The organism is Nostoc sp. PA-18-2419 (genome assembly GCF_005869855.1).
Lineage (GTDB): Bacteria > Cyanobacteriota > Cyanobacteriia > Cyanobacteriales > Nostocaceae > Nostoc.
Map to the genome: position 1 here is coordinate 70,369 of NZ_SZNH01000020.1, position 25,710 is coordinate 96,078.

General features: G+C 39.6%; 18 protein-coding genes. 9 read left to right on the plus strand and 9 right to left on the minus strand.

Features of this window, described 5'->3' with window-relative positions; all coding sequences use genetic code 11:
* Positions 1-93: 93 nt before the first annotated feature.
* Together lepB (FCR06_RS20190) and lepB (FCR06_RS20195) are read right to left on the minus strand one after the other, a co-directional pair.
* Positions 94-699 carry a signal peptidase I gene (gene lepB, locus FCR06_RS20190; RefSeq protein WP_138502872.1) on the minus strand — a complete coding sequence of 202 codons (606 nt, stop codon included), beginning with the start codon at positions 697-699 and terminating at the stop codon, positions 94-96.
* 88 nt (positions 700-787) lie between these two features.
* Positions 788-1,438, minus strand: coding sequence for a signal peptidase I (gene lepB / locus FCR06_RS20195; protein ID WP_138502874.1), 651 nt, complete (start codon positions 1,436-1,438; stop codon positions 788-790).
* Positions 1,439-1,755: 317 nt separating this feature from the next.
* On the opposite strand from lepB (FCR06_RS20195), the gene FCR06_RS20200 reads away from it, so the two are divergent.
* Together FCR06_RS20200 and FCR06_RS20205 are read left to right on the plus strand one after the other, a co-directional pair.
* Positions 1,756-3,075: a dihydroorotase gene (locus FCR06_RS20200; protein ID WP_138502876.1), complete on the plus strand. Its 1,320-nt coding sequence runs from the start codon at positions 1,756-1,758 to the stop codon at positions 3,073-3,075.
* A gap of 371 nt (positions 3,076-3,446) precedes the next feature.
* Entirely contained in the window at positions 3,447-4,625 is a 1,179-nt protein-coding gene (locus tag FCR06_RS20205) for a patatin-like phospholipase family protein (protein ID WP_138502878.1), read from the plus strand.
* A gap of 906 nt (positions 4,626-5,531) precedes the next feature.
* Here the strand turns inward: FCR06_RS20205 and tsaE are convergent.
* Both tsaE and FCR06_RS20215 read right to left on the minus strand, forming a co-directional pair.
* Positions 5,532-6,011, minus strand: a complete 480-nt coding sequence (tsaE, locus tag FCR06_RS20210) for a tRNA (adenosine(37)-N6)-threonylcarbamoyltransferase complex ATPase subunit type 1 TsaE (RefSeq protein ID WP_138502880.1) — start codon at positions 6,009-6,011, stop codon at positions 5,532-5,534.
* A 39-nt stretch (positions 6,012-6,050) separates the two neighbouring features.
* Positions 6,051-7,421: a uridine diphosphate-N-acetylglucosamine-binding protein YvcK gene (locus FCR06_RS20215; RefSeq protein WP_138502882.1), complete on the minus strand. Its 1,371-nt coding sequence runs from the start codon at positions 7,419-7,421 to the stop codon at positions 6,051-6,053.
* Positions 7,422-7,596: 175 nt separating this feature from the next.
* Between FCR06_RS20215 and ruvC the strand changes: the two genes are divergently transcribed.
* From ruvC to FCR06_RS20230, 3 genes are all read left to right on the plus strand, one after another.
* Complete coding sequence (ruvC, locus tag FCR06_RS20220; RefSeq protein WP_138502884.1) at positions 7,597-8,088, plus strand: crossover junction endodeoxyribonuclease RuvC; 492 nt, start codon at positions 7,597-7,599, stop codon at positions 8,086-8,088.
* Positions 8,089-8,208: 120 nt separating this feature from the next.
* Entirely contained in the window at positions 8,209-11,637 is a 3,429-nt protein-coding gene (locus FCR06_RS20225; RefSeq protein WP_138502885.1) for a helicase-related protein, read from the plus strand.
* Positions 11,638-12,524: 887 nt separating this feature from the next.
* Positions 12,525-15,374 carry an Eco57I restriction-modification methylase domain-containing protein gene (locus FCR06_RS20230; RefSeq protein ID WP_138502887.1) on the plus strand — a complete coding sequence of 950 codons (2,850 nt, stop codon included), beginning with the start codon at positions 12,525-12,527 and terminating at the stop codon, positions 15,372-15,374.
* Between the two features lie 101 nt (positions 15,375-15,475).
* Here the strand turns inward: FCR06_RS20230 and FCR06_RS20235 are convergent, their stop codons facing one another.
* From FCR06_RS20235 to cax, 3 genes are all read right to left on the minus strand, one after another.
* Positions 15,476-16,663 (minus strand): LeuA family protein, encoded by a 1,188-nt coding sequence (locus FCR06_RS20235; protein ID WP_138502889.1) that lies wholly within the window; start codon positions 16,661-16,663, stop codon positions 15,476-15,478.
* A 107-nt stretch (positions 16,664-16,770) separates the two neighbouring features.
* Positions 16,771-16,926 carry a hypothetical protein gene (locus tag FCR06_RS32815; protein ID WP_189523502.1) on the minus strand — a complete coding sequence of 52 codons (156 nt, stop codon included), beginning with the start codon at positions 16,924-16,926 and terminating at the stop codon, positions 16,771-16,773.
* Positions 16,913-18,004: a calcium/proton exchanger gene (gene cax, locus FCR06_RS20240; protein ID WP_138502891.1), complete on the minus strand. Its 1,092-nt coding sequence runs from the start codon at positions 18,002-18,004 to the stop codon at positions 16,913-16,915. Before cax ends, FCR06_RS32815 begins: the two co-directional genes overlap by 14 nt.
* An 851-nt stretch (positions 18,005-18,855) precedes the next feature.
* Between cax and FCR06_RS20245 the strand changes: the two genes are divergently transcribed.
* Positions 18,856-21,552, plus strand: a complete 2,697-nt coding sequence (locus tag FCR06_RS20245) for a DUF3536 domain-containing protein (protein WP_138502893.1) — start codon at positions 18,856-18,858, stop codon at positions 21,550-21,552.
* A 57-nt stretch (positions 21,553-21,609) separates the two neighbouring features.
* Here FCR06_RS20245 and FCR06_RS20250 read toward each other — a convergent pair whose 3' ends face one another.
* Together FCR06_RS20250 and FCR06_RS20255 are read right to left on the minus strand one after the other, a co-directional pair.
* Positions 21,610-21,855 carry an HNH endonuclease gene (locus FCR06_RS20250; RefSeq protein ID WP_138502895.1) on the minus strand — a complete coding sequence of 82 codons (246 nt, stop codon included), beginning with the start codon at positions 21,853-21,855 and terminating at the stop codon, positions 21,610-21,612.
* Between the two features lie 104 nt (positions 21,856-21,959).
* Positions 21,960-22,367, minus strand: a complete 408-nt coding sequence (locus tag FCR06_RS20255; RefSeq protein ID WP_138502897.1) for a universal stress protein — start codon at positions 22,365-22,367, stop codon at positions 21,960-21,962.
* 89 nt (positions 22,368-22,456) lie between these two features.
* On the opposite strand from FCR06_RS20255, the gene FCR06_RS20260 reads away from it, so the two are divergent.
* The 3 genes from FCR06_RS20260 to FCR06_RS20270 all read left to right on the plus strand — a co-directional run bounded on the left by FCR06_RS20260 (position 22,457) and on the right by FCR06_RS20270 (position 25,698).
* Entirely contained in the window at positions 22,457-23,659 is a 1,203-nt protein-coding gene (locus FCR06_RS20260) for a phosphoglycerate kinase (protein ID WP_138502899.1), read from the plus strand.
* A 270-nt stretch (positions 23,660-23,929) separates the two neighbouring features.
* A complete protein-coding gene (locus tag FCR06_RS20265; RefSeq protein WP_138502901.1) occupies positions 23,930-25,102 on the plus strand; it encodes an AAA family ATPase in 1,173 nt (390 codons plus the stop codon).
* An 11-nt stretch (positions 25,103-25,113) separates the two neighbouring features.
* Entirely contained in the window at positions 25,114-25,698 is a 585-nt protein-coding gene (locus tag FCR06_RS20270; protein WP_138502903.1) for a DUF4276 family protein, read from the plus strand.
* Positions 25,699-25,710: the final 12 nt, after the last annotated feature.

Consider the following 25,710-nt stretch of genomic DNA (forward strand, 5'->3'; position numbering starts at 1 on the left):
TAGCCTTCTAGCCTTCATTTTAAAGCCAAGTCCTAATGCTTAATTAAAAGTTCAGCCTCATCGCTACTAAAGAACCAATTCTTTTTTGATTTTTTATGGATAGAGTGGTGATTTATCAATTCCCCCGATGTGGTTAAGAGGCCAGAAGCGAAATACAGCACAACCGCTAATATTCTGGCGAGGGACAACACCCCAACAGCGACTATCGTAGCTATTGTTACGATTATCACCTAGTACCAAATATGAGTCTGCTGGTACAGTTTGAGGTTTTACCAAAAAAGGTGGTTGCGACCCTGATAAGCAAACATCAATCAATGTACTCTGGGGAAAGCTAAGGTAATTTTCTTCCGAGAGAGGTTTGTTGTCGATATAAACTTTGCCATCTTTGAGTTGTACTTTTTCTCCAGGTAAGCCGATTACACGTTTAATAAAAGCATCCTGGTATTGTTCTTTTTGCAACTCTTCTGTAGGCGAAAAAACCACAATATCTCCCCGTTGTGGTTGAGAAAATTTATACTTCAACTTATCAATAATAATTTTATCTGCCTCCCACTGGTTTGGCGTACCATGCAGAGTCGGTTCCATAGCACCAGAAGGAATCCAGCGTCTTTCAGTAAAAATCAGGATATACACAGCAAACGTCAGCAAGACTAGTATTACACTACCCTCTACAATCATCTTACGCTTGATACTGGGCATACCACTTTCTGTTTTTGTTTGTCAGTTGTCCTTTATCATTTATTTAGATCGATCACTAATGACCAACGAGCAATGACCAATGACGTGTTTAGGGAGTTTGTGTATAAAGTGGTGTTTTATCAATTCCTCCGATGTGATTGAGAGGCCAGAAGCGAAATACAGCACGACCAATAATATTTTGGCGGGGGACGACACCCCAACAGCGGCTATCGTAGCTACTGTTACGATTATCACCTAATACTAAATATGAGTCCGCTGGTATAGTTTGAGGTTTTGCCAAAAAGCGCGGTTGCGGAGCATCTTTACAAACATCAATAACTGTAGTTTGCCCTGAGCTAAGATAATTTTGTTCTGGCAGGGGTTTGTTATTGATATAGACCTTGCCATCCTTGAGTTGTACTTTTTCTCCAGGTAAGCCGATTACACGTTTAATGAAAGCATCCTGATATTGTTCTTTTTGTAGCTCTTGAGTAGGTGAAAATACTACAATATCTCCCCGCTGGGGATTTGAAAATTTATACTTCAACTTATCGACGATGATTTTGTCTGCCTCCCACTGATTTGGTGTACCATGCAGAGTTGGTTCCATCGATCCAGAAGGAATCCAGCGTGCTTCAGCAACAAAGGTACGAATTCCCAGAGCTAAAACAATGCTCAAAACAATTGTTCTAMCTAGCTCTGCGATCCAGGAATTATCGGGTTGTTGACTAGAGTTATTATCAGACACTTGATTATGCATGAAATTACTTAAATAAGAGAGAGGTAGGTAACTAACTAGACTAGGGAGATTTTACCTGTTAATCTTAACGGAAAACTTATTTTAATTTCTTAGTTACATTGGGATTTTCACAAGGTTCTTCATAAATTAAAAATAAACTTTTTTTTAAGGCTCCGCAAAAATTCCTCACTCAGAACGCGACTAAGTTTAACCTAAAAGCATAGTTGTCTGTAATATATAAACTGCTCTTAGTGAAAAAAACATTCCCCAAGTAGCCATAATCCTTGCCAAGATTACATTTGCTGACTTTAAATTGTAAATTGGAATTGCTAAGCCCCATGTCATCTCCACAAATTTTACTGATTCGCCAAGCTCGTATTATCCTACCCAATGGTGAACTGATGATTGGGGATGTATTAACGCGCGATCGCCAAATAGTCGAAGTTGCGCCAGAAATCTCCCAAACGGTAGTAGCCAGACAAATTGACGCACAAGGGTTAACTTTGTTGCCAGGAGTTATCGATCCGCAGGTGCATTTCCGCGAACCTGGACTAGAACACAAAGAAGATTTGTTTACTGCCAGTTGTGCCTGTGCCAAAGGAGGAGTCACTTCTTTTTTGGAAATGCCTAATACCCGCCCCCTAACAACAACACAGCAACCTTTAGACGACAAATTAGAACGTGCCTCCAACAAGTGCTTGGTTAATTATGGCTTTTTTATTGGGGCAACAGCAGATAATCTACCAGATTTACTTCTAGCTGAGCCAACACCAGGCATTAAAATTTTTATGGGGTCGATGCATGGTCAATTGCTGGTTGACGGGGAAACAGCACTGGAGAGTATATTTGCTAAAGGCTCCCGCTTGATTGCTGTTCATGCTGAAGACCAAGCTAGAATCAACCAACGACGCCAAGAGTTTGCCAATATTCACGATGTAGCCATTCATTCCCAAATTCAAGATAATCAAGCAGCTTTGTTGGCAACTCAACTAGCATTAAAACTTTCTCAAAAATATCAACGTCGTCTACATATTTTGCATCTGTCAACAGCTGAAGAAGCAGAGTTGCTGCGTCAGGATAAACCGAGTTGGGTAACGGCAGAGGTAACGCCACAGCATTTGTTATTGAACGCTAGCGCTTACGAACAGATTGGCACTTTAGCACAGATGAATCCGCCTTTGCGATCGCCCCACGATAACGAAGTCCTCTGGCAAGCTTTGCGCGATGGTGTAATTGATTTTATTGCCACAGACCATGCGCCGCACACCTTAGAGGAAAAAGCACAAGAATATCCCAATACTCCATCAGGAATGCCTGGGGTAGAAACTTCCCTAGCTTTGATGTTAACTGCGGCCATGCAGGGAAAATGTACTATTGCCCAAGTTGTGAATTGGATGTCCAAAGCTGTAGCTGTGGCTTATGGTATTCCTAATAAGGGAGCGATCGCTCCTGGTTACGATGCTGATTTAGTACTTGTAGACTTAAACACATACCGTCCAGTCCGGCGCGAGGAACTGTTAACTAAGTGCCGTTGGAGTCCTTTTGAAGGCTGGAACCTTACTGGCTGGGCTGTAACCACTATTGTCGGTGGTGAGATTGTTTATGACAAAGGGCAGGTAAATACCCAAGTGCGGGGTCAAGCTTTAACTTTTTTGTAGCAAATATTTATTTAAGCTTACGTAATACATAACTAATTATACATCAAAGTCATACTTTGATCGGCAGGATTTTTATTTACCGGAACCAAGGTTAGTACTCCTGTACATAATTCAAAATTAAAAAAGTTTATTAAGTAAGCTTTTTCAATTTTGAATGGTTTGTCTATTCACCCCTTGGTATACAACTAGACCTTGTTTGCTCGGTTGACTGGTTAGAGCAGTCAGAAAAAGTAAAGTCGTAACACCAGATAAACTGAAGCGGCTAAGGGTAAATATCTGTTGCTTTACTCTTTTGGCTTTGACTAATTCTGAGTTCTCAAACTGGTTTAATTACGAATTAAGAACTAGAAAATCAAGGAGAATTATTAGCTATGTCCTTCAAAATTCTCAGTTTAGATGGTGGTGGGATTCGTGGAGTTATTGCAGCACGGATACTTCAACAAGTGGAACAAGAAATTAGAACTCAAGGTAAAGCAGAGTTTTTACACGAATACTTTGATATGATTGCAGGCACTTCTACTGGTTCAATATTAACGGCAGGTATTGCTGTGGGCAAAGATAGTTATGAATTAATTAAACTTTATCGAGAGAGAGGTAAAGATATATTCCCCCAGAATAGAAAAGACCGTTATAAAAACTTGCCATCAATTATCAAACCTATTTTTGATGTATTTTCTTCATCTAAATATTCTCATGATGGCATAATCAATGTCCTCCAAAATGTATATAAAAGTAAAAAAATTAAAGATATTCAAAACCCGATTATTTTGATTCTTGCTTACGATACACTTTATCGCAATACAACCTTTTTTACAAATTGTCATCCCGACCTGGGAGATAGATGGTATGATGACTGTTATTTATGGGAGATATGCACCGCTTCTGCCTCGGCTCCTACTTTCTTTCCACCCTATAAATTAGAATCTTTTGATAAAGAGAAATTTGGAGATTGGGTATTTCCACATATTGATGGGGGAGTTGGTGCCAATAATCCATCTCTAGCAGCACTGAGTCTAGTTTTGAGAGTAAGTCAATCTGATTCAGTTTCTCAAACAATTAAGCAACAATATAAACTTGATAATTTGCGGCTAGAAGATATCTCCATGCTTTCTATTGGTACAGGTCAAACTGGTGAACCATATCAATATGAACAAGTAAAAAAATGGAGAGGGTTAGATTGGGCAGAACATCTGACTGATATTTTTATGGAGCCTACATCTGAGATTGGTAGTACAATTTGCCGTCAAATTATGGGTGGATATAATTCTAAACGTTACTTGCGTCTTCAATTTGATTTAAATGAGAGATTTCAAGCTAAGCCAAATGAGACTTATAAAGATAGTCGGATTTTATTACGACGAGAGGAACGAAAAAATCAGTTTACCCATGAAAATATCAATGAAGAAATAGATAATGCTCGTAAAGAAATTATTGAGCAGTTAATAGATACTACCTCTGCTTTCATCGAGCAAGGTTGTAGTTACTATACGAGAGATGGAAATGGACCGCAAGTGAAAAAGGTGATCGCTTCTTTCATTAGAGATAACTAGTACCGTAATTCGTAATTCGTAATGACGCTCGTTCCGACGCTCGTTCCTCGCTAACGCTTCGCTAACGTAATTTGTAATTAGCTGTTGGCAAGGGTTTCAGACATTTAAAATGGTTGGTTTATTTCCACTCCGCTGTACTAGTGCATCCACGTAAGCATGTTAATGTCAAGTAAATTATTTTCAAACTTATCGTATTTATACACAAAATAGCGTAAAAATACGATTACTCTTACTTATTTATTTTTGAACATAGCGTTATTTACAGATGTAAATATTAGAACTGATTGTTAATTAAAAATAATTAAAAAAATCTAAACTAGTTTAAGTTTATGTATAGATTGTGAACTGAACTTGGGAATAATAAGTATCAGAACAAGTTAAACAACTTACACAAAACTTGATTGTTGTTTAACTTTTCTGTACTAGCTTTAGCTACTAAATAATTTAGATAAGTTCTCAAAATGACAGTAGAGAACTTTCGGGTAAACCAAGCTGACTAAGTTCTGTAAAACCTCGCATTTAACCCAACAACAGTTTCCATTTGCTTGAGTCATAACCCGTGACAATTAGGTTTTTAACTGATTTTCTAGGAATAAAGCTAGTAAATATTAATTCTGAATTCATTTATACAGTTCAGGTAAAAATCACTGTAGGTTCAATACTATTCGGATTAAAAAAGTTAACCAAAGCGTATTGCAATTTAACCTTAACTGAACTGTATATCTGCTTTTGAACAATTCTCTTGTTTATTTTTGGTTGAGATAACAATGTTAATGATTTACAGTGGTGAGCGTGGTAGCGGTAGATAGGATGAGTGTAGAACTCCTATTCATACTGAATTCTGAATTCTGACTCTTTATTTGCATAATGTCCTAGAGAAAAGTTTTGATCACCTGCTTTGGACGCTCAAATTTCTCTATGGATTCTGCTGTAGATGGCAGGAATAATTTTGTCAATTGCCCAATTGAATGGGATGATTTCGGCTTGGCGGTCGCCTTGGTGTCCATGTGTCAAACTTATGCTCAGATAGCTATCTGGCTTGTAGGGCATTCGTTCTGCCCATTCAATGGCCACAATTCCTGGTGTAACCTCAACACCTTCCCAGTAACTTTCTAAATTCAGGCTTGGAACTTCTTGCGGTTCTAGGCGATATAAATCTAAGTGGTAAAGGGGGAAGCGTCCTTCGGTGTACTCATTAATCAAGGTGAAAGTAGGACTGACAATCGGTTCGGTAATTTCCAAACCCTTGCCAATACCTTGAACTAGGGTAGTTTTGCCAGCTCCTAAATCACCTTCTAATAAAATTACACTGCCAGGGTTTAGCGATTCACCAAGACTAATACCTAGACTTAGCGTAGCCTCTGTATCTGGAAGAAAAATTTTCATAATTGGTCATGGGACATTGGTTATTCACAAGTGACTTGACTATCTTCCATGATTAGCTCTACCGTACCAGCGCACTAACACTCGCGCTAATTTCTGCGGATTATGACGGATAATGCCGGTTTCATCTTCATATAAAACATTAGCAGGAACAATTCGCCGTCCCAACTGAATTACGGCTTCTCTATCAAGGAAAACGGGATGGGAATTTTGTTGGGCATAGCGGATGAGTGATTGCTCGGAGGGGGATTTTTTCTGCACTAGGACAGCATCAAATAGTCGTCTATCTCCACAAGCAGCATCAATTGCTTGGATGTGGTTGGCAACAGTATATCCTTCAGTTTCGCCTGGTTGAGTCATTATATTGCAGATATAGATACGGGGAACATCTGCTTTGGCGATCGCATCGGCAATTTCTGGTACTAATAAATTGGGAATCAGGCTAGTATAAAGGCTACCTGGGCCAATAATAATGTAATCTGCTTCTTTAAGTGCCTTAATAACTGCTGGTATAGCTGGGGGATTAGCTGGAATACAGCCAATTTTGACAATTTGTCCCCCAGCTTTGGGAATATTAGACTCTCCTTCAATGCGGCGGCCATCGGCTAATTCTGCCCAAAGGCGAACATCACTCAGAGTTGCTGGTAGTACTTGTCCCCGCACAGCTAGGACTTTGGAACTGGCCGCAACTGCGCGTTCCAAATCTCCAGTAATATCACTCATCGCTGTTAAAAACAAATTGCCAAAACTATGACCCGTCAACCCATCTCCCGCACGAAAGCGATATTGAAATAATTCTGTTAATAACTTTTCTTCATCTGCTAGGGCTGCTAAACAATTGCGAATATCTCCTGGTGGTAGCACACCAAATTCTTGGCGCAATCGCCCAGAAGATCCACCATCATCAGCTACAGTGACGATGGCAGTAATATTAGCGCTGTAAGTTTTTAATCCCCTCAACAACGTAGAAAGACCCGTACCACCACCAATTACTACTATTTTTGGCCCTCGGTACAATCGACGATGCGCCAGCAAAACATCAATGAGTTCCTCTCCGCCTTCTGCTCTTAGTACCTTAGTAATTGAGCCGACAGTGCGAGTTTGTCCCCAAAGCAGCAACAAAAAGCCGCCAAGCAGCACCAAAGGGCCGCTGATATAGTTGGGTAAGATATCGGTGATTACTCCCAAAAAACCCCTAACCAACTCGAACATCCAAAAAATTGGGGTCAGCTTAATCCAAATCGCTAACCCCAAAATTGCTAGCAGTCCACCTCCAATACTGATTAAAAACCAACGTTTAATCGATAGTCCAGGGGATAACCATTTAAACCACTGGTTAACCCGATAGGAAGTACGAGAAGGCGACTGCTTTCGCAGGGCGTTGAGGGCTTGTCTGAGAAAACCAATTGACATACCTGATTCACAGCAGTGCTACAAACTAATAATTAACAGAAAATCTACACCAGTTGGCTTCAAATACCACAAGTGAAACTATTATATTTTTTAATTTCAGTAGACTAAAAGCAAGTCGTCAAGATTGCCAGTATTCCCAGTTAAACAATATCTTGGCTTGGTAAGAGTGAATTTAATGGAAAAACGAATTTTAGGATTAGATCCAGGACTGGCAATTTTAGGATTTGGGGCAATTACTTGCACACAAATTCCTCACAAAATGCCACAAACTACAGTAAATATGCTGGATTTTGGGGTCATAAAAACCTCAGCAGATGTAGAAATGGGACAACGCTTATCCATCTTATTTGATGATTTACACACCGTGATGGAGGAGTTTCAACCAGATTTAGTGGCGATCGAGAAACTATTCTTCTATCGTATGTCAAGTACTATCCTGGTTGCACAGGCCCGGGGCGTAGTCATGTTAGTATTGGGGCAACGTCGGCTTCCTTATGTAGAATTTACTCCTGCTCAAATTAAACAAGCTTTAACAGGATATGGCAATGCCGATAAGTCTGAGGTGCAAGAAGCGGTAGCGCGGGAGTTGGATTTAGATGAGATTCCCAAGCCGGATGATGCTGCGGATGCTTTGGCGGTAGCTTTGACGGCGTCTTATCAGATTTAATTGCCAAACTGCTGTATATCTGAGTTGCTAAGCATCGCTTATCTAGCTAGAAAAATTTTTTAGCCGTATAACATAGGTACGAAATCTTTATAAATGCTCTATTTTTAAGAGTTTTGAGTAATGCCTCGTATCTTTGACAATATAGATTTGCAACTACTACCGATTTTGCGAGAAACTCTCAAAGTTTCTTATCGGGCAGATTTTTGTGTTGGCTACTTTAACCTCAGGGGTTGGCGAAGAATTGATGATTTGATTGAACATTATGTTGGTGGTGAAAAGGCTTGTTGTCGTTTGCTGATTGGGATGCAAAGTTTGCCGAGTGATGAAGTTCATGCGGCATTTACCCTTGGTAGTGCTGATGGGCGGATTGATAATAGTGCGATTGTACGCTTGAAAAAACGCATAGCATTTGAATTTCGCCAGCAGTTAGTCATTGGTGCGCCGACTAATCAAGATGAAGCAGGCTTGCGGCAGTTAAGTCATCAGCTAAAAACTCAGAAACTTATTATTAAATTGTTTTTACGCCATCCCCTCCATGCCAAGTTATATCTTGTGCATCGTCACGATCCAAATACTCCAATAGTGGGATTTTTAGGTAGTAGTAATTTGACTCTTCCAGGATTAGCGAAACAAGGGGAATTGAATGTTGATGTTTTAGATTGTGATGCTTGCAATAAGCTGCAAAAATGGTTTAGCGATCGCTGGCTAGATTACGGTTGTGTAGATATTTCCCAAGAACTGGCAGAAATTATCGATCGCAGTTGGGCGAGGGTAGAATTAACCCCACCTTACCACATTTATTTAAAGATAGCTTATCACTTATCTCATGAAGCGATCGCGGGAATTTCTGAATTTCGCATCCCCCGCGAATTTAATAATTTGTTTGATTTCCAAAAAGCGGCTGTGCAGTTAGCAGCACGTCATGTAACTCAACGTGGTGGTGTGTTAGTGGGGGATGTAGTTGGTTTGGGCAAAACTTTAGTTGGAACTGCCCTTGCCAAGATATTACAAGAAGATTGTTTTTTAGAAACACTGATTATTTGCCCAAAAAACTTAGTATTAATGTGGCAAGAGTATGTAAATAATTATCGGCTACTTGCCGAAGTTATGCCAATTAGTCAAGTACAAAATAAATTACCAAAACTCCGCCGTTACCGAGTTGTGCTGATTGATGAAAGCCACAATTTACGTAACCGCGAAGGTAAACGTTATCGAACAATTATAGAATATATTACTGCTAACGAAAGTAAATGTATCTTATTATCTGCTACTCCTTACAATAAAACTTATCTTGACCTTTCGGCACAATTGCGTTTATTTGTACCAGAAGACCAAGATTTAGGGTTAAGACCAGAAGCTTTAATCAATCAACTTGGTGGTAGTTCTGTAGGAGAACTAGAGTTTATTAGAAAACATCAATGTCCTGTGCGTTCTTTAGCTGCTTTTGAGAAAAGCGAACACCCTGATGACTGGCGAGAATTAATGAAACGTTACATGGTGCGGCGAACGCGATCGTTTATCAAAGATAATTATGCCTACACAGACGAAACAGGGCGTAAATATTTAGAATTTTCTGATGGGAGACATTCTTATTTTCCACACCGCATCCCTCGTACTCTCAAGTTTACTCTCGAAGGTTCTAATACTAATTTTTATTCTCGTCTTTACTCTGAGTCGGTAGTAGAAGTAATTAATCAATTGAATTTGCCACGTTATGGGCTTGGAAATTACGTTATCAGTAAACAAAAACAACCTCCTACAGACAGCGAACAACGCTTGATTAATAGCTTGTTTCGTGGAGGTAGGAGGTTAATGGGATTTTCTCGTACTAATTTATTTAAACGCTTAGAAAGTAGTGGAATTGCTTTTATTCAATCAATTGAACGCCACATTCTCCGAAATTTCATTTATTTATATGCTTTAGAACAGGGGCTTGATATTCCTATTGGTACTCAAGACGCAGAGTTATTAAATACAAATAATAATGATGAAGATGCAGATTCCGTGACAGCGGCTTTGTTCGATCCAGAAACAGAAGAAGATGATTCCACTTTTTCACTGCAAGTGGAAAGCGGGGAAGAAGTAATTAATTTTTCTGACAAAGAAGAGAAAGTATCAAAAATAGAAAAAATCTTTCGTCAAAGGGCTGAGTCAATTTATCAAGAATATATAACCCGATATCAAAAACGATTTAAATGGTTGCGCTCTACACTTTTTGATATTAAAAAACTGAAACGAGATTTGTTAGAGGATGCTAAAGCACTAATGAATTTGCTGGAACAATGTGGCGAGTGGAATGCCCAAAAAGATGAGAAGTTTGCTGTTTTAATTGAACTACTCACAAAAATTCATCCTCAAGAGAAAGTACTAATTTTCACACAATTTGCAGATACAGTTCGTTACCTTGTTGATAATTTGCAATCAAATCAAATTACTAATCTGGCAGGGGTAACTGGTCAGTCTAAAGACCCTACAATAATCACAGGCAGATTTAGTCCTGTGAGTAATAAAAAAAGAGAAAGCATTTCATCATCAAATGAGTTGCGGATTCTCATTGCTACCGATGTTTTAAGTGAAGGTCATAATCTCCAAGACTGTGCGATTATTGTCAATTGGGATTTACCTTGGGCGATTATTCGCTTAATTCAACGTGCAGGTCGGGTAGACCGCATTGGACAAAATGCTGACACAATTCTCTGTTATTCTTTTTTACCAGTTGAGGGAGTAGAACGCATTATTAATTTGCGGGGACGACTCCGCAAACGACTACAAGAAAATGCTGAAGTTGTGGGAACTGATGAAGCTTTTTTTGAAGACGACGATACACGGGTAATTCTCGACTTGTACAATGAAAAATCAGGAATTTTAGACGGCGAAGAAGATACGGAAGTTGACTTGACTTCCGAAGCATTTCAAATTTGGAAAAAAGCTACTGATGAAAATCCTGGCTTAAAAAAGACCATTGAAGAAATGCAAAATGTAATTTACTCTACCCGCGCCCATACTCCTCAACCTGTACAACCTGAAGGAGTACTGCTTTATATGAAAACCACTGAAGGAAACGATTCTTTAATTTATGTTGACCGTAATGGAAACAGTGTTACTCAATCACAATTAGCAATTCTTCGGTTCGCTGCTTGTGAAGAATCTACCCCTGCAATACCTAGAGACGAACAACATCACGAGTTAGTGAAAAAGGGCGCACAATTGATTGCTGAAGAGGAAAAAAATGCCGGAGGTCAATTAGGGCGACCATCAGGAGCAAGATTTCGCACCTATGAACGACTTAAAAGTTATATTCAAGAAATGAAGGGAACGTTATTTGTGAGCGAAGAACTTTTGAAAGCAATTGATGAAATTTATCGTTATCCTCTGCGACAATCAGCTATTGATAGTCTTAATCGCCAACTGAGAAGCGGGATTAATAATCAACAGCTAGCTGAATTAGTGGTGGCGTTAAGAATGGATGATCGGTTGTGTATTGTAACGGAAGAATTAGAAAAAAGAGAACCTTTGATTGTTTGTTCTTTGGGATTATTTCAAGAGTAATTATTATGGTTGCATTATCATCTAATCTTTCTTTGGCAATGATAAGGGACTGACAAATAAAAAAATATCCTAAATTTTCTTGTGGGATGGGTGTCCTCACCCGTCCTATATTCAGGGCGGGCAAGATGCTCACCCCACAAGAGGGATAATTTATTCTGTGGAAATCCCTAAATTACCTGTTCTTAATATATTAGCAGATTGGCAAATTACGCCAGCAGATATATTTGGGTGGTTAAGAGTTGAGATAAGTAAGTCGGCGTAATCAAACCAAACTATCTGCATAAAAATTAACTAGGCTATAACTCTCTTTTTGCCAGTAAGAACTACTTTATTTTAAGTCATATTACACCAAAATCAGAAAGCAAACTGGGGTTTGAGAAAGTAAAAGCTAGTTTCGCTTGCGGAAAACACTAAAATGAGAAAGTAAACTGGGGTTTGAGAAAGTAATAGCTAGTTTTACTTGCGGAAAACACCAAAATGAGAAAGCAAACTGGGGTTTGAGAAAGTAAAAGCTAATTTTACTTGCGGAAAACACTAAAATGAGTAAGTCAAATGGCATTTTGAGTAAGTCAAACGCCATTTTATGAAAGCATTTAAGTATTTTGTGAAAGCAATTAGGCATTTTGATAAGCTAATTAGCTATTTTGATAAAGTAATCAGCAAATATACTTAATATGAAAAATCTTACTTTGATAAATGAAGTGGAATTCCTCAAGCGTCAGTGAGAATAAGGAATTATAAAGTTTAAAAAGCATGGTTAAAAATTTAACTCTAATCAAGAGTATTTTTTGAATTTAGCCAGCGTGAACTTAATTTATTAAACCACAGATTTATAGTCTGAGTGGCAAATTTACCATGCTTTTTTTATTATTCAAGCATGATAAATTATGTCACTTAATTTTAAACGAACACGCAATTTACTTGATAACTTTCAATTCAGCGATTTATTTATAGAAGAATTAGGTTGGTCTCAACCTTCAAGGCAAAAAGCTGTTACCTTAAAGATTGAGAACAAAACATATCAATATAAGAGTATTGCTGAACTTTCAGGGGTCGCAATTTTTGAAATCACCGCAGCAGATGGAAAAATTCCAGAAGCTAAGATTCGAGTTGCTATTCACAAAGAAATTACTGAACTGATAGCCGAAAATTTACTAATTTTTATTGATAAAGCACGCACACGTAGTCTTTGGTATTGGGTAAAGAGAGAAGGAAGTAAAAGTTACGTTCGCGACCATTTATATGTGAAGGGTCAACCAGGAGACTTATTTTTAAGTAAGCTTGGTTCTTTAGTTATTGATATTACTGAATTAGAACATCGTGAACCAACTGTTATAGAAATTGCTTATAAATTACAACGCGGTTTCGATGTTGAGCCAGTAACAAAGAAATTTTACAAGGAATTTCAAGAGCAGCACAAAAAGTTTTTGCAGTTTGTTAAAGGAATTGATAATGAAACAGATAGACGTTGGTACACTTCGGTAATTCTCAATCGCTTAATGTTTGTTTATTTTCTTGTGGCGGCGCTGAAGACGCTAATTCAAGTTTACAGTGCGGTGATTGGCACAATTAAATTGATGGATGATGGGGCTTTGAAAAAGAAGCTTGAAGATATAGAAAAGTCCCATCCATCACTACCTTATTTTATCAAAAAGCGTATTGTTACAGACAACCTTTATGGTGTAGACATCATGGAGGAAGCAACCGAAATTGCTAAATTGCGTCTTTTCTTAGCGTTAGTTTCTTCGGTTCATGATGTTAAAGAGTTAGAACCATTGCCTAATATTGATTTTAATATTATGGCGGGGAATTCGCTAATTGGATTGATTCGGGTAGATGAAACAGCGTTTGATGCAGTGGGAAATTCACTACAAGGAAATTTACTTCAGTCACTAGCCGCAGATAATTACAAGAAAATTTTGGCAGAAAAGAATAAGTCTGTTGAACTTTATAAAAAACACGCTTTTATTCCTGGTGAGGAAAAATTTACTGGCGAAGTCCAGGGAAGTTGTCAAAAATCTCGGTTGCAGATGTTACGAACTCACATTGAGGAACTTAACAGAAAATCACAAGATAAGTTAAATCTTTTGTTGCTGGATGAGTTTAGCACGCGTTTGGGTATTAAATATGAGGAAGTTCAGTTAACTGGTAAATCTAAAAAACGCGTGTTAAAGGTTAATGATATTGCAGCCTTGAAGCCGTTTCACTGGGGTTATCATTTTGATAAGGTTTTAGAACGCGGTGGTTTTGATGCAATTATTACTAATCCCCCGTGGAAAATATTTAAGCCACAAGCTAAAGAGTTCTTCTCACAGCATAATGAACTGGTAACGAAGAACAAGATGGATATCAAGGCTTTTGAAAAAGAGCAGAATAAACTATTACAAAATTCTATAATTGCTGGTGCTTGGTTAGAGTATCAAAGTCAATATCCTTATGTCAGCGCTTATTATCGTTCATCTGAACAGTATAAAAATCAGATTTCTATTGTGAATGGTAAGAAAGCAGGTACGGATATTAATCTTTATAAGTTGTTTACAGAACAATGTTTTAATCTTCTGCGTTCAGGCGGTGAATGCGGAATTGTAATTCCTAGCGGAATATACACAGACTTGGGAACTAAGCAACTACGAGAGATGTTGTTTAATCAAACTAAAGTTACTGGACTTTTCTGTTTTGAAAACCGCAAAACAATTTTTGAAGAGGTTGATAGCCGTTTTAAGTTTGTTGTTCTTACTTTTGCAAAAGGTAGTTCAACAAGAGAATTTCCATCTGCTTTTATGCGTCTAAATGTGCAGGAACTTCAAAGGTTTCCTAGTAAAGAAAGTTTGCAAATTAGCATAGATATGATACGTCAACTTTCACCAGAAAGTTTGGGAATAGTTGAATTTACAAATAAGTATGATTTGTTAATAGCAGAAAAAGTATCTAAGTTTCCACTTTTAGGTGAAAAGCTAAATGAATATTGGAATATCAGCCTACAGAGTGAGTTTCACATGACTAATGATAGTCATCTATTTTATAAAAAATTTAAAATAGGAATGATGCCACTTTATGAAGGAAAGATGATTCATCAGTTTGAACATCAACTTGAAACACCTAGATACTGGGTGATTGAAAAGGAGGCAAGAGCATCTGTATTGGGTAGACAGAAGGATATAGGTAGAAAATTAGATTATCAGTACTATCGTCTGGGATGTCGAAAAATTGCTAGAAATACAGATATCAGAACTATGATTGCAACGATTATACCCCCAAATTTTCACGCAGAAAACTTTCAATCCATTCATGTATTTGATAATCAAGATAATCTCTTAATACCTGCGAATACGATGCTTTATCTGTGTGGWGTCTGGAATAGCTTTACTTTAGATTATTTGTTGCGCTTAAGAGTAACCGCCAATGTCAATTTCTTTTATGTCTACCAGCTACCCGTCCCACGTTTAACAAAAGACGATCGCTACTTCAACGACATTGTACAACGCGCTGCCAAACTTATCTGCACGACACCAAAATTTGACGAACTCGCTCAAGAAGTTGGTCTAGTTTCTTACCAACAAGGTGTTACTAATGAAACAGAACGCGCGAATTTACGCGCAGAACTTGACGGAATGATAGCCCACCTTTATGACTTAACTGAAGAAGAATTTACTTATATTCTGACTACATTTCCTCTAGTGAATACAACTGTTAAAGATGCAGCGTTAGAAGCTTACCGCAGCTTTAGAGGTCATTGATAACACAATTGGWGAATTATCAAACGAACTGTAGAAGCATAGAGAATTTAGAGTAAGAGAATAGATAGGTAATATTATATTGGTAAGGGATAAGTTTCAACTTAAACCGAACAAATCTCACTAGTAACTCTCTGGTTAACAATGCAATGCTCTACAATTGTTGGCAATTCTTGCTCGATATCAATTGGAGTTCCTCTTTTAGCAATTTCTTTAATTTCTTGAAAAATATTCATTACTAAGTCTTGGTTTTCAATCAGTTCTTCTCTCCCAATCTGTTTGAGAGCAAGTTTTACAGCGATATATCCTGATTGCATTCCCAATGCTAAACTACTTTTGATTCCCAAAAGTTCGGGATTTAAACTTTGATAAAGTCTTTCATCTTTGGCGACAGCATTCACATGAACACCTGCATAGTGGGTAAAGGCATTTTTTCCGAGTAAGGGATGATGAGGTGAAATAGATATGTGGGAATGCTCGCTGACAAAATCATATAATTCTTTTAATTGGCTCAAATTCCAAGCTGATTTTTCTTCAACTATATCTATTAAATTTATCAGTAATTCTGCTAAGTCAACAATGCCAGAGCGTTCCCCTAATCCCATAACACTGACATCAATAATATCTGCTCCAGCGTTGTAAGCATCTAGAGCATTTGCTAAGGCTAAACCTCGGTCGTTGTGACAATGAATTTCTATTTGTGGATATAATTGCTGTTTTGCAAGTTCTTCTTTGAGGGTTTTGACATAGTAAGCAATGCTACGATTTTGAACAAATGGTGTTGTGTATCCAGTTGTATCAGCTATGCTAATTATATTCGCTCCTGCTTTCACTGCCGCGATCGCCGCTGCAATCACATTTTCGATTGGCGATCGCACTGTATCTTCTGGAGTATATCGAATTAATAAGTTTTCTTGCTGCTCTCTAGCATAAGTTATAACTTCAACAATTTTTTCTATCGCTTTTTCTAGACCAATATCATAGTCTTGCTGCAATCGGTTCTCGGAAACGCTAAAAAAGATACCTAAAAAATTGACACCACACTCTAGCGCTTTTTTCACATCATCTTTTCGACAAAGCGAATGAGCGCCTATTTTAGCTTTCAAACCAGCTTTAGCAATATGAGCGATCGCTTTGGCAATTTCCCTATCTACTGCGGGATTACCAGCTTCAATAATATCAATTCCTATACAATCTAAAAACTGAGCGATCGCTAACTTGATTTCCGGAGCAAAATAAACTCCTGGAGTTTGTTCTCCTTCTCTCAAAGTAGAATCCAGAATTTGAATCATCTCTTCTATAAATTTAGGAACAGATTTTCACGAAATTTTCTCTGTGGTTGATTATACTAAGCTTTGAATCCCCCAGTGCATGAATTTAATCTAAAAAATGTCATCAACTATACAATTTTTTCAAAAAACTTGAGAGGAGAATTTTTAGTAATTATTTTATATCTATGGAAATAGGTAATTAGTTGTCTAATTACCCATAATCTATCGGCATCGCTTTTGGTTAAACTTGAGGCGATCGCTTTTAGTTCGCTATCCCATACCATCGATAACTGGATGGAAGTAGAAGGCAAATCCCAACACTGTATAAGCAGCTAATAATAAAGTGCCTTCTAACCAATTAGACCTACCATCGGAACTAATGGTATTAGCAATTAATACAGACACAACCACAGCCACTAATTCAAAAGGTCTGAAATCCAAATTCATCGGCTGACCAAACACCCATCCTGCTATCACCAACACAGGGGCGACAAACAAGGCAATCTGCATACTCGATCCCACAGCTACAGAAAGGGAAAGATCCATTTTATCTTTCATCGCTACGGTGACTGCTGTGGCGTGTTCAGCGGCGTTACCTACAATCGGAACTAGGATTACCCCAGTAAATAGTGCTGTTAAACCAAGCTGGGATGTAGCCACCTCCAGAGAATCTACCAGCAATTCTGATTCAATTGCCACTAACAAGGTACATACTAGCAGCACACCAACCCACAACACAATATTGGGTTTGCCATCAGACATTACCTCTTCTTCTGCTTCTGCCACACCCACATCATATAAATAAGAGTGAGTTTTCATGGAAAATAGCAGCGTTAAGGCATAAACCAGAATTAACACTACTGCAACAGCAATAGAAAGATATTGCAGCGTTTGTTGGTTAACTCCTGTAGCAGTGTAGTTCATGGCTGTGGGTAACAAAATCGCAATCACAGCCAAATTCATCGAAGCAGCATTCACCCGCGCTACAATTGGCTGAAATGTTTGTTCTTTGTAGCGCAGCCCTCCCAAAAGCATCGAAAAACCCATCACCAGCAGTAAGTTGCTAATAATCGACCCTGTGATACTGGCTTTGACTACATCTATTAACCCAGCTTTCAGCGCTACTATAGCGATAATCAGTTCTGTAGCATTGCCAAAGGTGGCGTTTAACAACCCCCCCAATGTCGGCCCAACCACAACAGCAATTTCTTCTGTGGCTGTTCCCATCCAAGCTGCTAAAGGCAAAATCGCTAATCCAGCCGTAAGAAAAACTAGCAATTCTCCCCACTCCAGAAAGTGCGCTGCTAAGGAAACTGGGATAAACAGTAATAAAACGAAAAGAAAAATGTTTTTAACTGACATTTGTCACCTTGAGTTGACGGTATCCTATCTGAGTGCTGAGTCTTGTTAGCAGTAATGGGGCGTTTAGCCCGTGCTGAGTAACAATACTAGTCCCCCGTCCCCAATTCTGAGTCCTGAGTTTTGAATCAAGACACAAGAATGAGGAGTAAACGAATGGTCTTAAGTAAATGAGCATAACTAATTGAAGATACTTCATAGCTTGTAGTTAGACTAAAGCGCCAACTACGAACTTTAACTTAATTCATGCCTAGCTACTTATTTTCTTTGCTGTTACTTACTCATCACTCAGTAGTGATAACTCCCATAGGATACTCTCAAGAGTCTGTAGACCAATTCAGAAATTTTACAGAACTTTATTGGTCATTGGTCATTAGTCATTGGTTATTCGTCATTAGTCATAAATTCTTCTTTCTGAGTCCCCAGTCTCCATTACCCCTTATCGCCAGAGGGGGCTCCACCTTCCCCAATACCCAATTCACTGCTATCTTTGTAAAAGAAGATTACAATTTAAGGAGTTTTCGTAATCTTTTGTTGCAAAAGTATGAAATTGATTCAAAATATTACACCAAAAATCGGGTTTAATATATTAAAAGACAATTAAGTTTTTGATTGGCGCTGCCAAAGAGAAAACCCATAACTGAGGCGTCGTAAAATGGCTAATTACTTGAAGCCTTCAGGGAAAGGGCTGTGCGATAACGCAGATTTCCCACTATACTAAAATCGCTTTCTGAAAAATTTGGTTGTATTTCATAGTTGTTCTTTATACCGGATTTTGTGTTCAAACCATTGTAGAAAGGTTTATGCACACCATTTATTGGTGCAACTACAAGTTTTTTTTTGGATAAATATACATGACTTCTGCTGCCCAAATGCCAGCTAGCTCTGGCTCAACGTCAACATTACATTCAGATTCCCACAACACTTACTCTGTCGATCCCCTGAGAACAGCTAATGGTGTTTATGTGACGGTGCATGGTCATTTTTACCAGCCACCKAGGGAAAATCCTTATCTGGACGCGATTGAACGCCAACCGAGCGCTGCACCTTTCCATGACTGGAATGAGCGGATTCATTGGGAATGCTATCGCCCAAATGCTTTTGCCAGAGTCTTAAATGACCAAGGCGAAGTGATGGGGATCGTCAACAATTATGAGTATTTTAGTTTTAATATCGGCCCAACGCTGATGTCGTGGCTAGAACGCTACGATTTGGAGGTTTATCAGCGGATTTTGGAGGCGGATGTCAAGAGTAGGCAGCGTTTGCACGGTCATGGGAATGCGATCGCGCAAGTATACAATCACATCATCATGCCGCTAGCGAATGAACGCGACAAATATACCCAAATTCGCTGGGGTAAAGAAGACTTTCGCTCTCGATTTGGACACGATCCCGAAGGTATGTGGCTAGCAGAAACAGGTGTGGACTACCCCACCCTAGAAGCTCTAGTTGCTGAAGGTATTCGCTTCGTTATCCTTGCACCGTCTCAGGCACAGCGTTGTCGTCCCTTGCCTACTAAAGATCATCCCAGTCCTGAATGGTACGAAGTTGGTGGTGGTCAGATCGATCCCACTCGTCCCTATCGTTGTTATTTAAAGCCCACACTGGAGACTTCATCTTTATCTTTAAGTACGATCCCCGATCGCCCCAACGATGTGACTCGGGAAGAATTACCCTATATTGATATTTTCTTCTACGATGGCCCGATATCACGAGACATGGGTTTTAGTGATGTCGTTTATAATTCCAGTTACTTTACTGGACGTATCGGTTCAGCTGTGCGTGGGGATCATCGTCCAGCACAGTTGATTTCTGTGGCTACAGATGGGGAAACCTTTGGACATCACAAGAAAGGAACTGAAAAAACTTTAGCTTACGCCTTCACAACAGAATTTCCCCAACAGGGTTGGACGGTGACGAACTTCGCTCACTATCTGAGCTTAAATTCTCCTACTTGGGAAGTGGAATTGAAGCCAATCACAGCTTGGAGTTGCGCTCACGGTGTAGACAGATGGCAGGATAACTGTGGTTGTGGTGGAGAAGGTAGTGCTTGGCATCAGAAATGGCGTCGTCCGTTGCGCGATGCTCTCAATTGGCTGCGGGATCAGCTAATTGAGGTGTACGAAGAATATGGCAGACTGTTATTTCGCGATCCCTGGCAAGCACGCGATGAATATATTCAGGTGATGCGCGATCGCTCTTCTGCCAACGTCAACCGTTTCCTCTGTCGCCATCAAACCCACAAACTAACAGCCGCTGAACAAGTTGACGCCCTGCGCTTGTTGGAAATGCAACGTCATGCTTTGTTGATGTTCACTAGTTGTGGCTGGTTTTTTGAAGAAATTTCCCGTCCAGAGGGGACGCAGATTCTTCGCTACGCCGCCCGTGCTTTGGAATTGGCGGGGGAAGTGGCTGGAGTACAGTTGGAAAAAGGCTTCCTTAAACGTCTTGGTTTAGCCCCCAGTAATGTCGAACAGTTCAAGCATGGTGGGGATATTTATCGGCAACTAGTACTCACTGCCCAACTTGGTTTTAAACAAGTTGCAGCCCATTACGCAATTACTTCTTTGTTTACGAATCAGGGATCGACACTGGGTACTAAGCACTCGGCAGTGGGGACTCATACAAAGCGGGTTTATTGCTACACTGCCAATGAGCTAGATTACCAACTCCAACGCATGGGATCGCTAACTCTGGCTGTAGGAAATTTAAAGCTAGTATCAGAGATTACTTGGGAAAGTGAGCATTTGGTATTTGCTGTTCTGCATTTAGGAGGTTGGGATTTCCACTGCTGCATTCAACAATTTACAGGGCGACGTGACTACAGCCAATTAAAAGAAAAGCTGTTTAGGGGACTGCAACAAGCGAGTGCAGCTCATACTATCTTGGCTATGACGCAGTTATTTGGCGAAGATACTTTCAGCTTGGAAAATCTCTTTGCTGAAGAACGCCACCGAATTATGCGGCTGTTGAGTCAGCAAACACTGACACCTGTAGGACAACTTTATACCCAAGTATACCGCGATAACTATGGGGTGTTGATGGCGTTTCATCGCGATGAAATACCAGTCCCGCAAGAATTGCAGGTAGCGGCAGACATAGCTTTAGGGCATCGCTGTCTGATGAGATTGCGATCGCTTGAGCAAGATATCGCCGATCCCCAAATGCGTTGGAATCACATAGTAGAATTGGAAGCGATCGCCACAGAAGCAAAACATCTGCGTTGTCGGCTAAATATTCCCGACGGCAAGCAAATATTAGAACAGTTAATTGTGCGATCGCTTTGGCAATTGTTGCACGATGCCAATGGTAGTTTTGATGCAGATATCCAACAGTTGGAGCGATTGATTGATATCGGGGATCAATTAGATATTAATATTTCTCTACATCGATCCCAGGAATTATATTACAGCTGTCTGCACAATCAGATAATACCTTTGTGCATCACCACTCTTAATAATGAAGAAGATATTCATCGCTGCCGTCAGTTGCTCAAATTGGGCAAAAAGTTAGCTGTAGATGTCAGTATGATTTCAAATCAGTTCCTATAGCTTTTAGGGGCACACACCTGTGTGCCCCATAAAAGTATTACATCCACATGAAAATCACTATAAATCAAAATAGCGTCTAAAGCGGGGATCAATGCTGTCAGTTTTCTGCTGATTGCAAATCAAGCAAAGAGTTTGTAGATTGCTGATATCGTTTTGACCTCCACAGGCGAGGGGAATGATATGGTCAATGGTGAGCTTAGTTTCTAGTGTAGTTTTACCGCAGCTTTGGCATTGATATTTGTCACGTTGCCAGACATATTTCTTTACTTCCGGTGGAATAGAGATGCGGGGAGTTTTATTCATGATTATTTAAGTAACTGCTAAATAAACAAGAATTGTCGAAACAATTTTAGGCGGTGTTTCAATCTAATGACACACCGCCTAAAATTTCTCATCACTCAGTACTGCTAAGGCACAATCAACACTGGGCAAGGGGAAAGATTAACCACGCGAGTGGTAACACTATCAGTCGCTCCCTCTTCAGTCAAGCCTAGCCCCCGACAGCCCATGATAATTAAATCTGCCCCGATTTCATCAGCGACATCGCAGATGGTAAAAGCTGGTTTGCCTTGCTTTTCCAGAACTTCGGATTGAATTCCTTGGCTGGAAAATAAAGATTGAGCATTTTGGAGCAGTTTGGCAACTACCTCTGGTGACACCATTGGATCTTCACTAGGTGCGTCTGCGGGTGGTTCTTCTACCACAGACAGCAGCACCAAGCGACTGCCATACTTTTGGACGATATTGGTAACTACCTCAGCAGCTTCCCGGGTTTCCCGGCTTTGATCGATTGGAAATAGTACTGTTTTAAACATCTCTATCACCTGGACACCCCTGACTCCGGTAAAATCTGGATGGTTCTACTTTCAAAACAATAACAAAAAGGCAATCAGGAGAGTTTGCTGTGTCCAAAAAAAGTTTAGCAAGTTTATCTGCGGGTGATATATCTGGAAAACGGGCTTTGGTGCGGGTTGATTTTAACGTGCCTGTGGACGATGCAGGCAAGATCACAGATGATACTCGCATTCGCGCCGCTCTGCCAACTATCCAAGATTTGACGCAGAAGGGAGCTAAGGTGATTCTCGTGAGCCATTTTGGGCGTCCCAAGGGTGTAGATGAGAAATTACGCCTGACACCTGTAGCTAAGCGTCTGTCTGAGTTATTGGGGCAAGAAGTTATCAAGACTGATGACTCCATTGGAGAAGAAGTTGCAGCCAAGGTGGCGGCGCTGGAAAATGGACAAGTGCTGCTACTGGAAAATGTTCGCTTCTACAAAGAAGAAGAGAAAAACGACCCAGAATTTGCCCAAAAATTGGCAGCCAATGCTGATTTTTATGTAAATGATGCTTTTGGTACTGCACACCGCGCCCATGCTTCTACTGAAGGTGTGACTAAATTCCTGAGTCCTTCTGTGGCTGGATATTTGGTTGAGAAGGAATTGGAATATCTCCAAAACGCCATTGAAAATCCCCAGCGTCCTTTAGCAGCAATTATCGGTGGTTCCAAGGTTTCCAGTAAAATAGGCGTGATTGAAACGCTACTGGAGAAGTGCGACAAGCTGATCGTTGGCGGTGGGATGATTTTTACCTTCTACAAAGCCCGTGGTTTGAATGTTGGTAAGTCGTTGGTAGAAGAAGACAAGCTAGAATTGGCGAAGTCTTTGGAAGCTAAGGCCAAGGAACGTGGTGTTACCTTCCTGTTACCTACAGATATCGTATCGGCAGATAAATTTGCTGCCGATGCGAATGCGACAACTGTCAGCATTGAGAATATTCCTGATGATGGTATGGGTTTGGATATTGGTCCAGACTCAGTAAAAGTTTTCCAAGAAGCCCTTAAAGATACCAAAACGGTAATTTGGAACGGGCCGATGGGTGTGTTTGAGTTTGATAAGTTTGCGGTAGGTACAGAAGCGATCGCTCGCACTCTGGCTGACATCGGCAAAGCTGGCACAACTACCATTATCGGCGGCGGCGACTCGGTGGCGGCTGTGGAAAAGGTCGGTTTAGCCGATCAAATGAGCCACATCTCCACCGGCGGTGGCGCTAGCTTGGAGTTACTCGAAGGCAAGGAATTGCCTGGAATTACAGCTTTAGATGATGCGTAAGAAATTAGCTCTAAAGCTACTATCAACATCGGCTAATTGATAACATCCTTAGTAAGGGTACGATATGTCGTGCCCTTACTACTTTTGTTAACATTAGGACTTACGCAACCACTATTTTGTCATTGCGACCGGAACGTAGTGTAGGGAAGCAATCCCAGAGTTTTTGGCGATTACTTCGCTTTACTCGTAATGACGTAAAATCGTAGTCAGTGGGTAAGTCCTGAACATCTTTGTTAACTACATTGCCAAAGTTATGAAAGTGATTATGTAATGGCAAGAATTGAAGAAATTTCAGTTAAAAACTATAGGGTTATGCAAAATATTACCCTAAAAGATATCAAGCCTTTTTCCGTTTTTCTTGGACCTAATGGTAGTGGCAAGACTACTTTTTTTGATGTGATAGGTTTTCTTTCAGATTGCCTTACTACAAATGTTCGCAAAGCTTTAGAAAAGCGAGGAAGATTTCAAGAAGTCATCTCCCGCGATTGTCAAGGTCAAGAAATTGAAATTGTAATTAAGTATCGTGAAGATAATGAATCTCCTAAAATCACCTATACAGTTGCTATTGCTTTACAAAATGGAGCACCAATTGTTTCAAGAGAAACTCTAAAATGGAAGCGCGGTTCTCGTGGAAAACCATTTGATTTTCTTAAGTTTGAAAATGGTGGAGGTGAAGTAATTAGTGGTGAAAATCCTGAAATTAATGACAAAAGAATTCACTATCAAATGGATGACCCMAGTTCCCTGGCTATTAAAACTATAGGTCAATTATCAGATAACCCACGCATTGCTAGTTTGCGCCGTTTTATTGAGGAATGGTTTCTCTCTTATTTTATACCAGATCAAGCCCGTCAGCTAGCGACTGCTGGTGCAATGGAACATCTTTCTCGTGAAGGAGACAATATTGCCAATGTAGTTCAATACCTTGCTGATGAACATCAAGAAACTTTATCCAAAATTTTGAAGTTATTGGTTAGCCGTGTTCCCCAGTTAGAAAAAGTGGAATCGGAGCCAACAATTGATGGCAGGCTAGCTCTTTTATTTAAAGATGCACCTTTTAGTAAACCATTTTTAGCAAGATTTTCCTCAGATGGAACACTAAAATTACTAGCATATTTGATATTATTAAATGACCCCAATCCTCCTCAATTACTTTGTATTGAAGAACCAGAGAACGGACTGCACCATCGACTGCTTGATTCTTTAAGTGAGGAAGCCCAGGCTTATTCGCAACGCGCACAAGTATTTGTTTCTACCCACTCACCATTTTTTGTTAATACAATAAAAGATGCTAGACAACTCTGGATTTTCCAACGTGATGAGAAGGGTTATGCAACTGTTACAAGGGCTGACCAAATCCATGATGCTAGATATTTTATAGAATCCCAAGCAGGCTTAGGTGATCTCTGGTCTGAAGGATATCTTAGAGGATTACCTTACTAGTAGTAGCAATTATGCATATAGAGTTTTTAGTAGAAGAACCTTCAACTGAAGTTGCTTTAAATTTTATTGTTCCTAAAATTATAGGTGAGACTCACACACTGAAAATTCATAACTTTCAAAATAAAGATAGACTTTTAAAAAGACTGCCAGAGCGGATGAAATCTTATGCTAACTTTGTGCCCGATGACTGGCGAATCGTGATTCTAGTAGATGAAGATAGATGTGATTGCCAAGAATTAAAGAGGAAACTTTGTGATGCTAGCAGTGTTGTGACTAAACACAAAGGAAATATTGTTCTCCATAGAATTGCTGTAGAAGAACTGGAGTCATGGTTTATAGGTGATGTGACAGCAATTAGAGCTGAATATGAAAAGATTCCTGTTTCTTTGTCGCAGCAAGCCAAATTTCGGAATCCAGATACTATCAAAGGTGGTACATGGGAGCAACTAGATAAGATCCTAAAAAAATATGGCTATGAAACAGGCTTACAAAAAATCAACTTTGCTGAGAAAGTTTCTCCCCATATGGATGTAGAAAACAACCTCTCTAGAAGTTTTCAGATTTTTAGAGATGGGCTAAGAAGCATCGTCAAATAAAATTTATCAATC

What these genes read in the sequence shown, in the direction of transcription:
- FCR06_RS20235 (WP_138502889.1), bottom strand. Translation starts at nt 16,663, where the DNA reads ATGATTCAAATTCTGGATTCTACTTTGAGAGAAGGAGAACAAACTCCA.
- ruvC (WP_138502884.1), top strand. Translation starts at nt 7,597, where the DNA reads ATGGAAAAACGAATTTTAGGATTAGATCCAGGACTGGCAATTTTAGGA.
- FCR06_RS20250 (WP_138502895.1), bottom strand. Translation starts at nt 21,855, where the DNA reads ATGAATAAAACTCCCCGCATCTCTATTCCACCGGAAGTAAAGAAATAT.
- FCR06_RS20200 (WP_138502876.1), top strand. Translation starts at nt 1,756, where the DNA reads ATGTCATCTCCACAAATTTTACTGATTCGCCAAGCTCGTATTATCCTA.
- lepB (WP_138502872.1), bottom strand. Translation starts at nt 699, where the DNA reads ATGCCCAGTATCAAGCGTAAGATGATTGTAGAGGGTAGTGTAATACTA.
- FCR06_RS32815 (WP_189523502.1), bottom strand. Translation starts at nt 16,926, where the DNA reads ATGGTATGGGATAGCGAACTAAAAGCGATCGCCTCAAGTTTAACCAAA.
- tsaE (WP_138502880.1), bottom strand. Translation starts at nt 6,011, where the DNA reads ATGAAAATTTTTCTTCCAGATACAGAGGCTACGCTAAGTCTAGGTATT.
- FCR06_RS20255 (WP_138502897.1), bottom strand. Translation starts at nt 22,367, where the DNA reads ATGTTTAAAACAGTACTATTTCCAATCGATCAAAGCCGGGAAACCCGG.
- FCR06_RS20225 (WP_138502885.1), top strand. Translation starts at nt 8,209, where the DNA reads ATGCCTCGTATCTTTGACAATATAGATTTGCAACTACTACCGATTTTG.
- cax (WP_138502891.1), bottom strand. Translation starts at nt 18,004, where the DNA reads ATGTCAGTTAAAAACATTTTTCTTTTCGTTTTATTACTGTTTATCCCA.
- FCR06_RS20205 (WP_138502878.1), top strand. Translation starts at nt 3,447, where the DNA reads ATGTCCTTCAAAATTCTCAGTTTAGATGGTGGTGGGATTCGTGGAGTT.
- FCR06_RS20270 (WP_138502903.1), top strand. Translation starts at nt 25,114, where the DNA reads ATGCATATAGAGTTTTTAGTAGAAGAACCTTCAACTGAAGTTGCTTTA.
- FCR06_RS20215 (WP_138502882.1), bottom strand. Translation starts at nt 7,421, where the DNA reads ATGTCAATTGGTTTTCTCAGACAAGCCCTCAACGCCCTGCGAAAGCAG.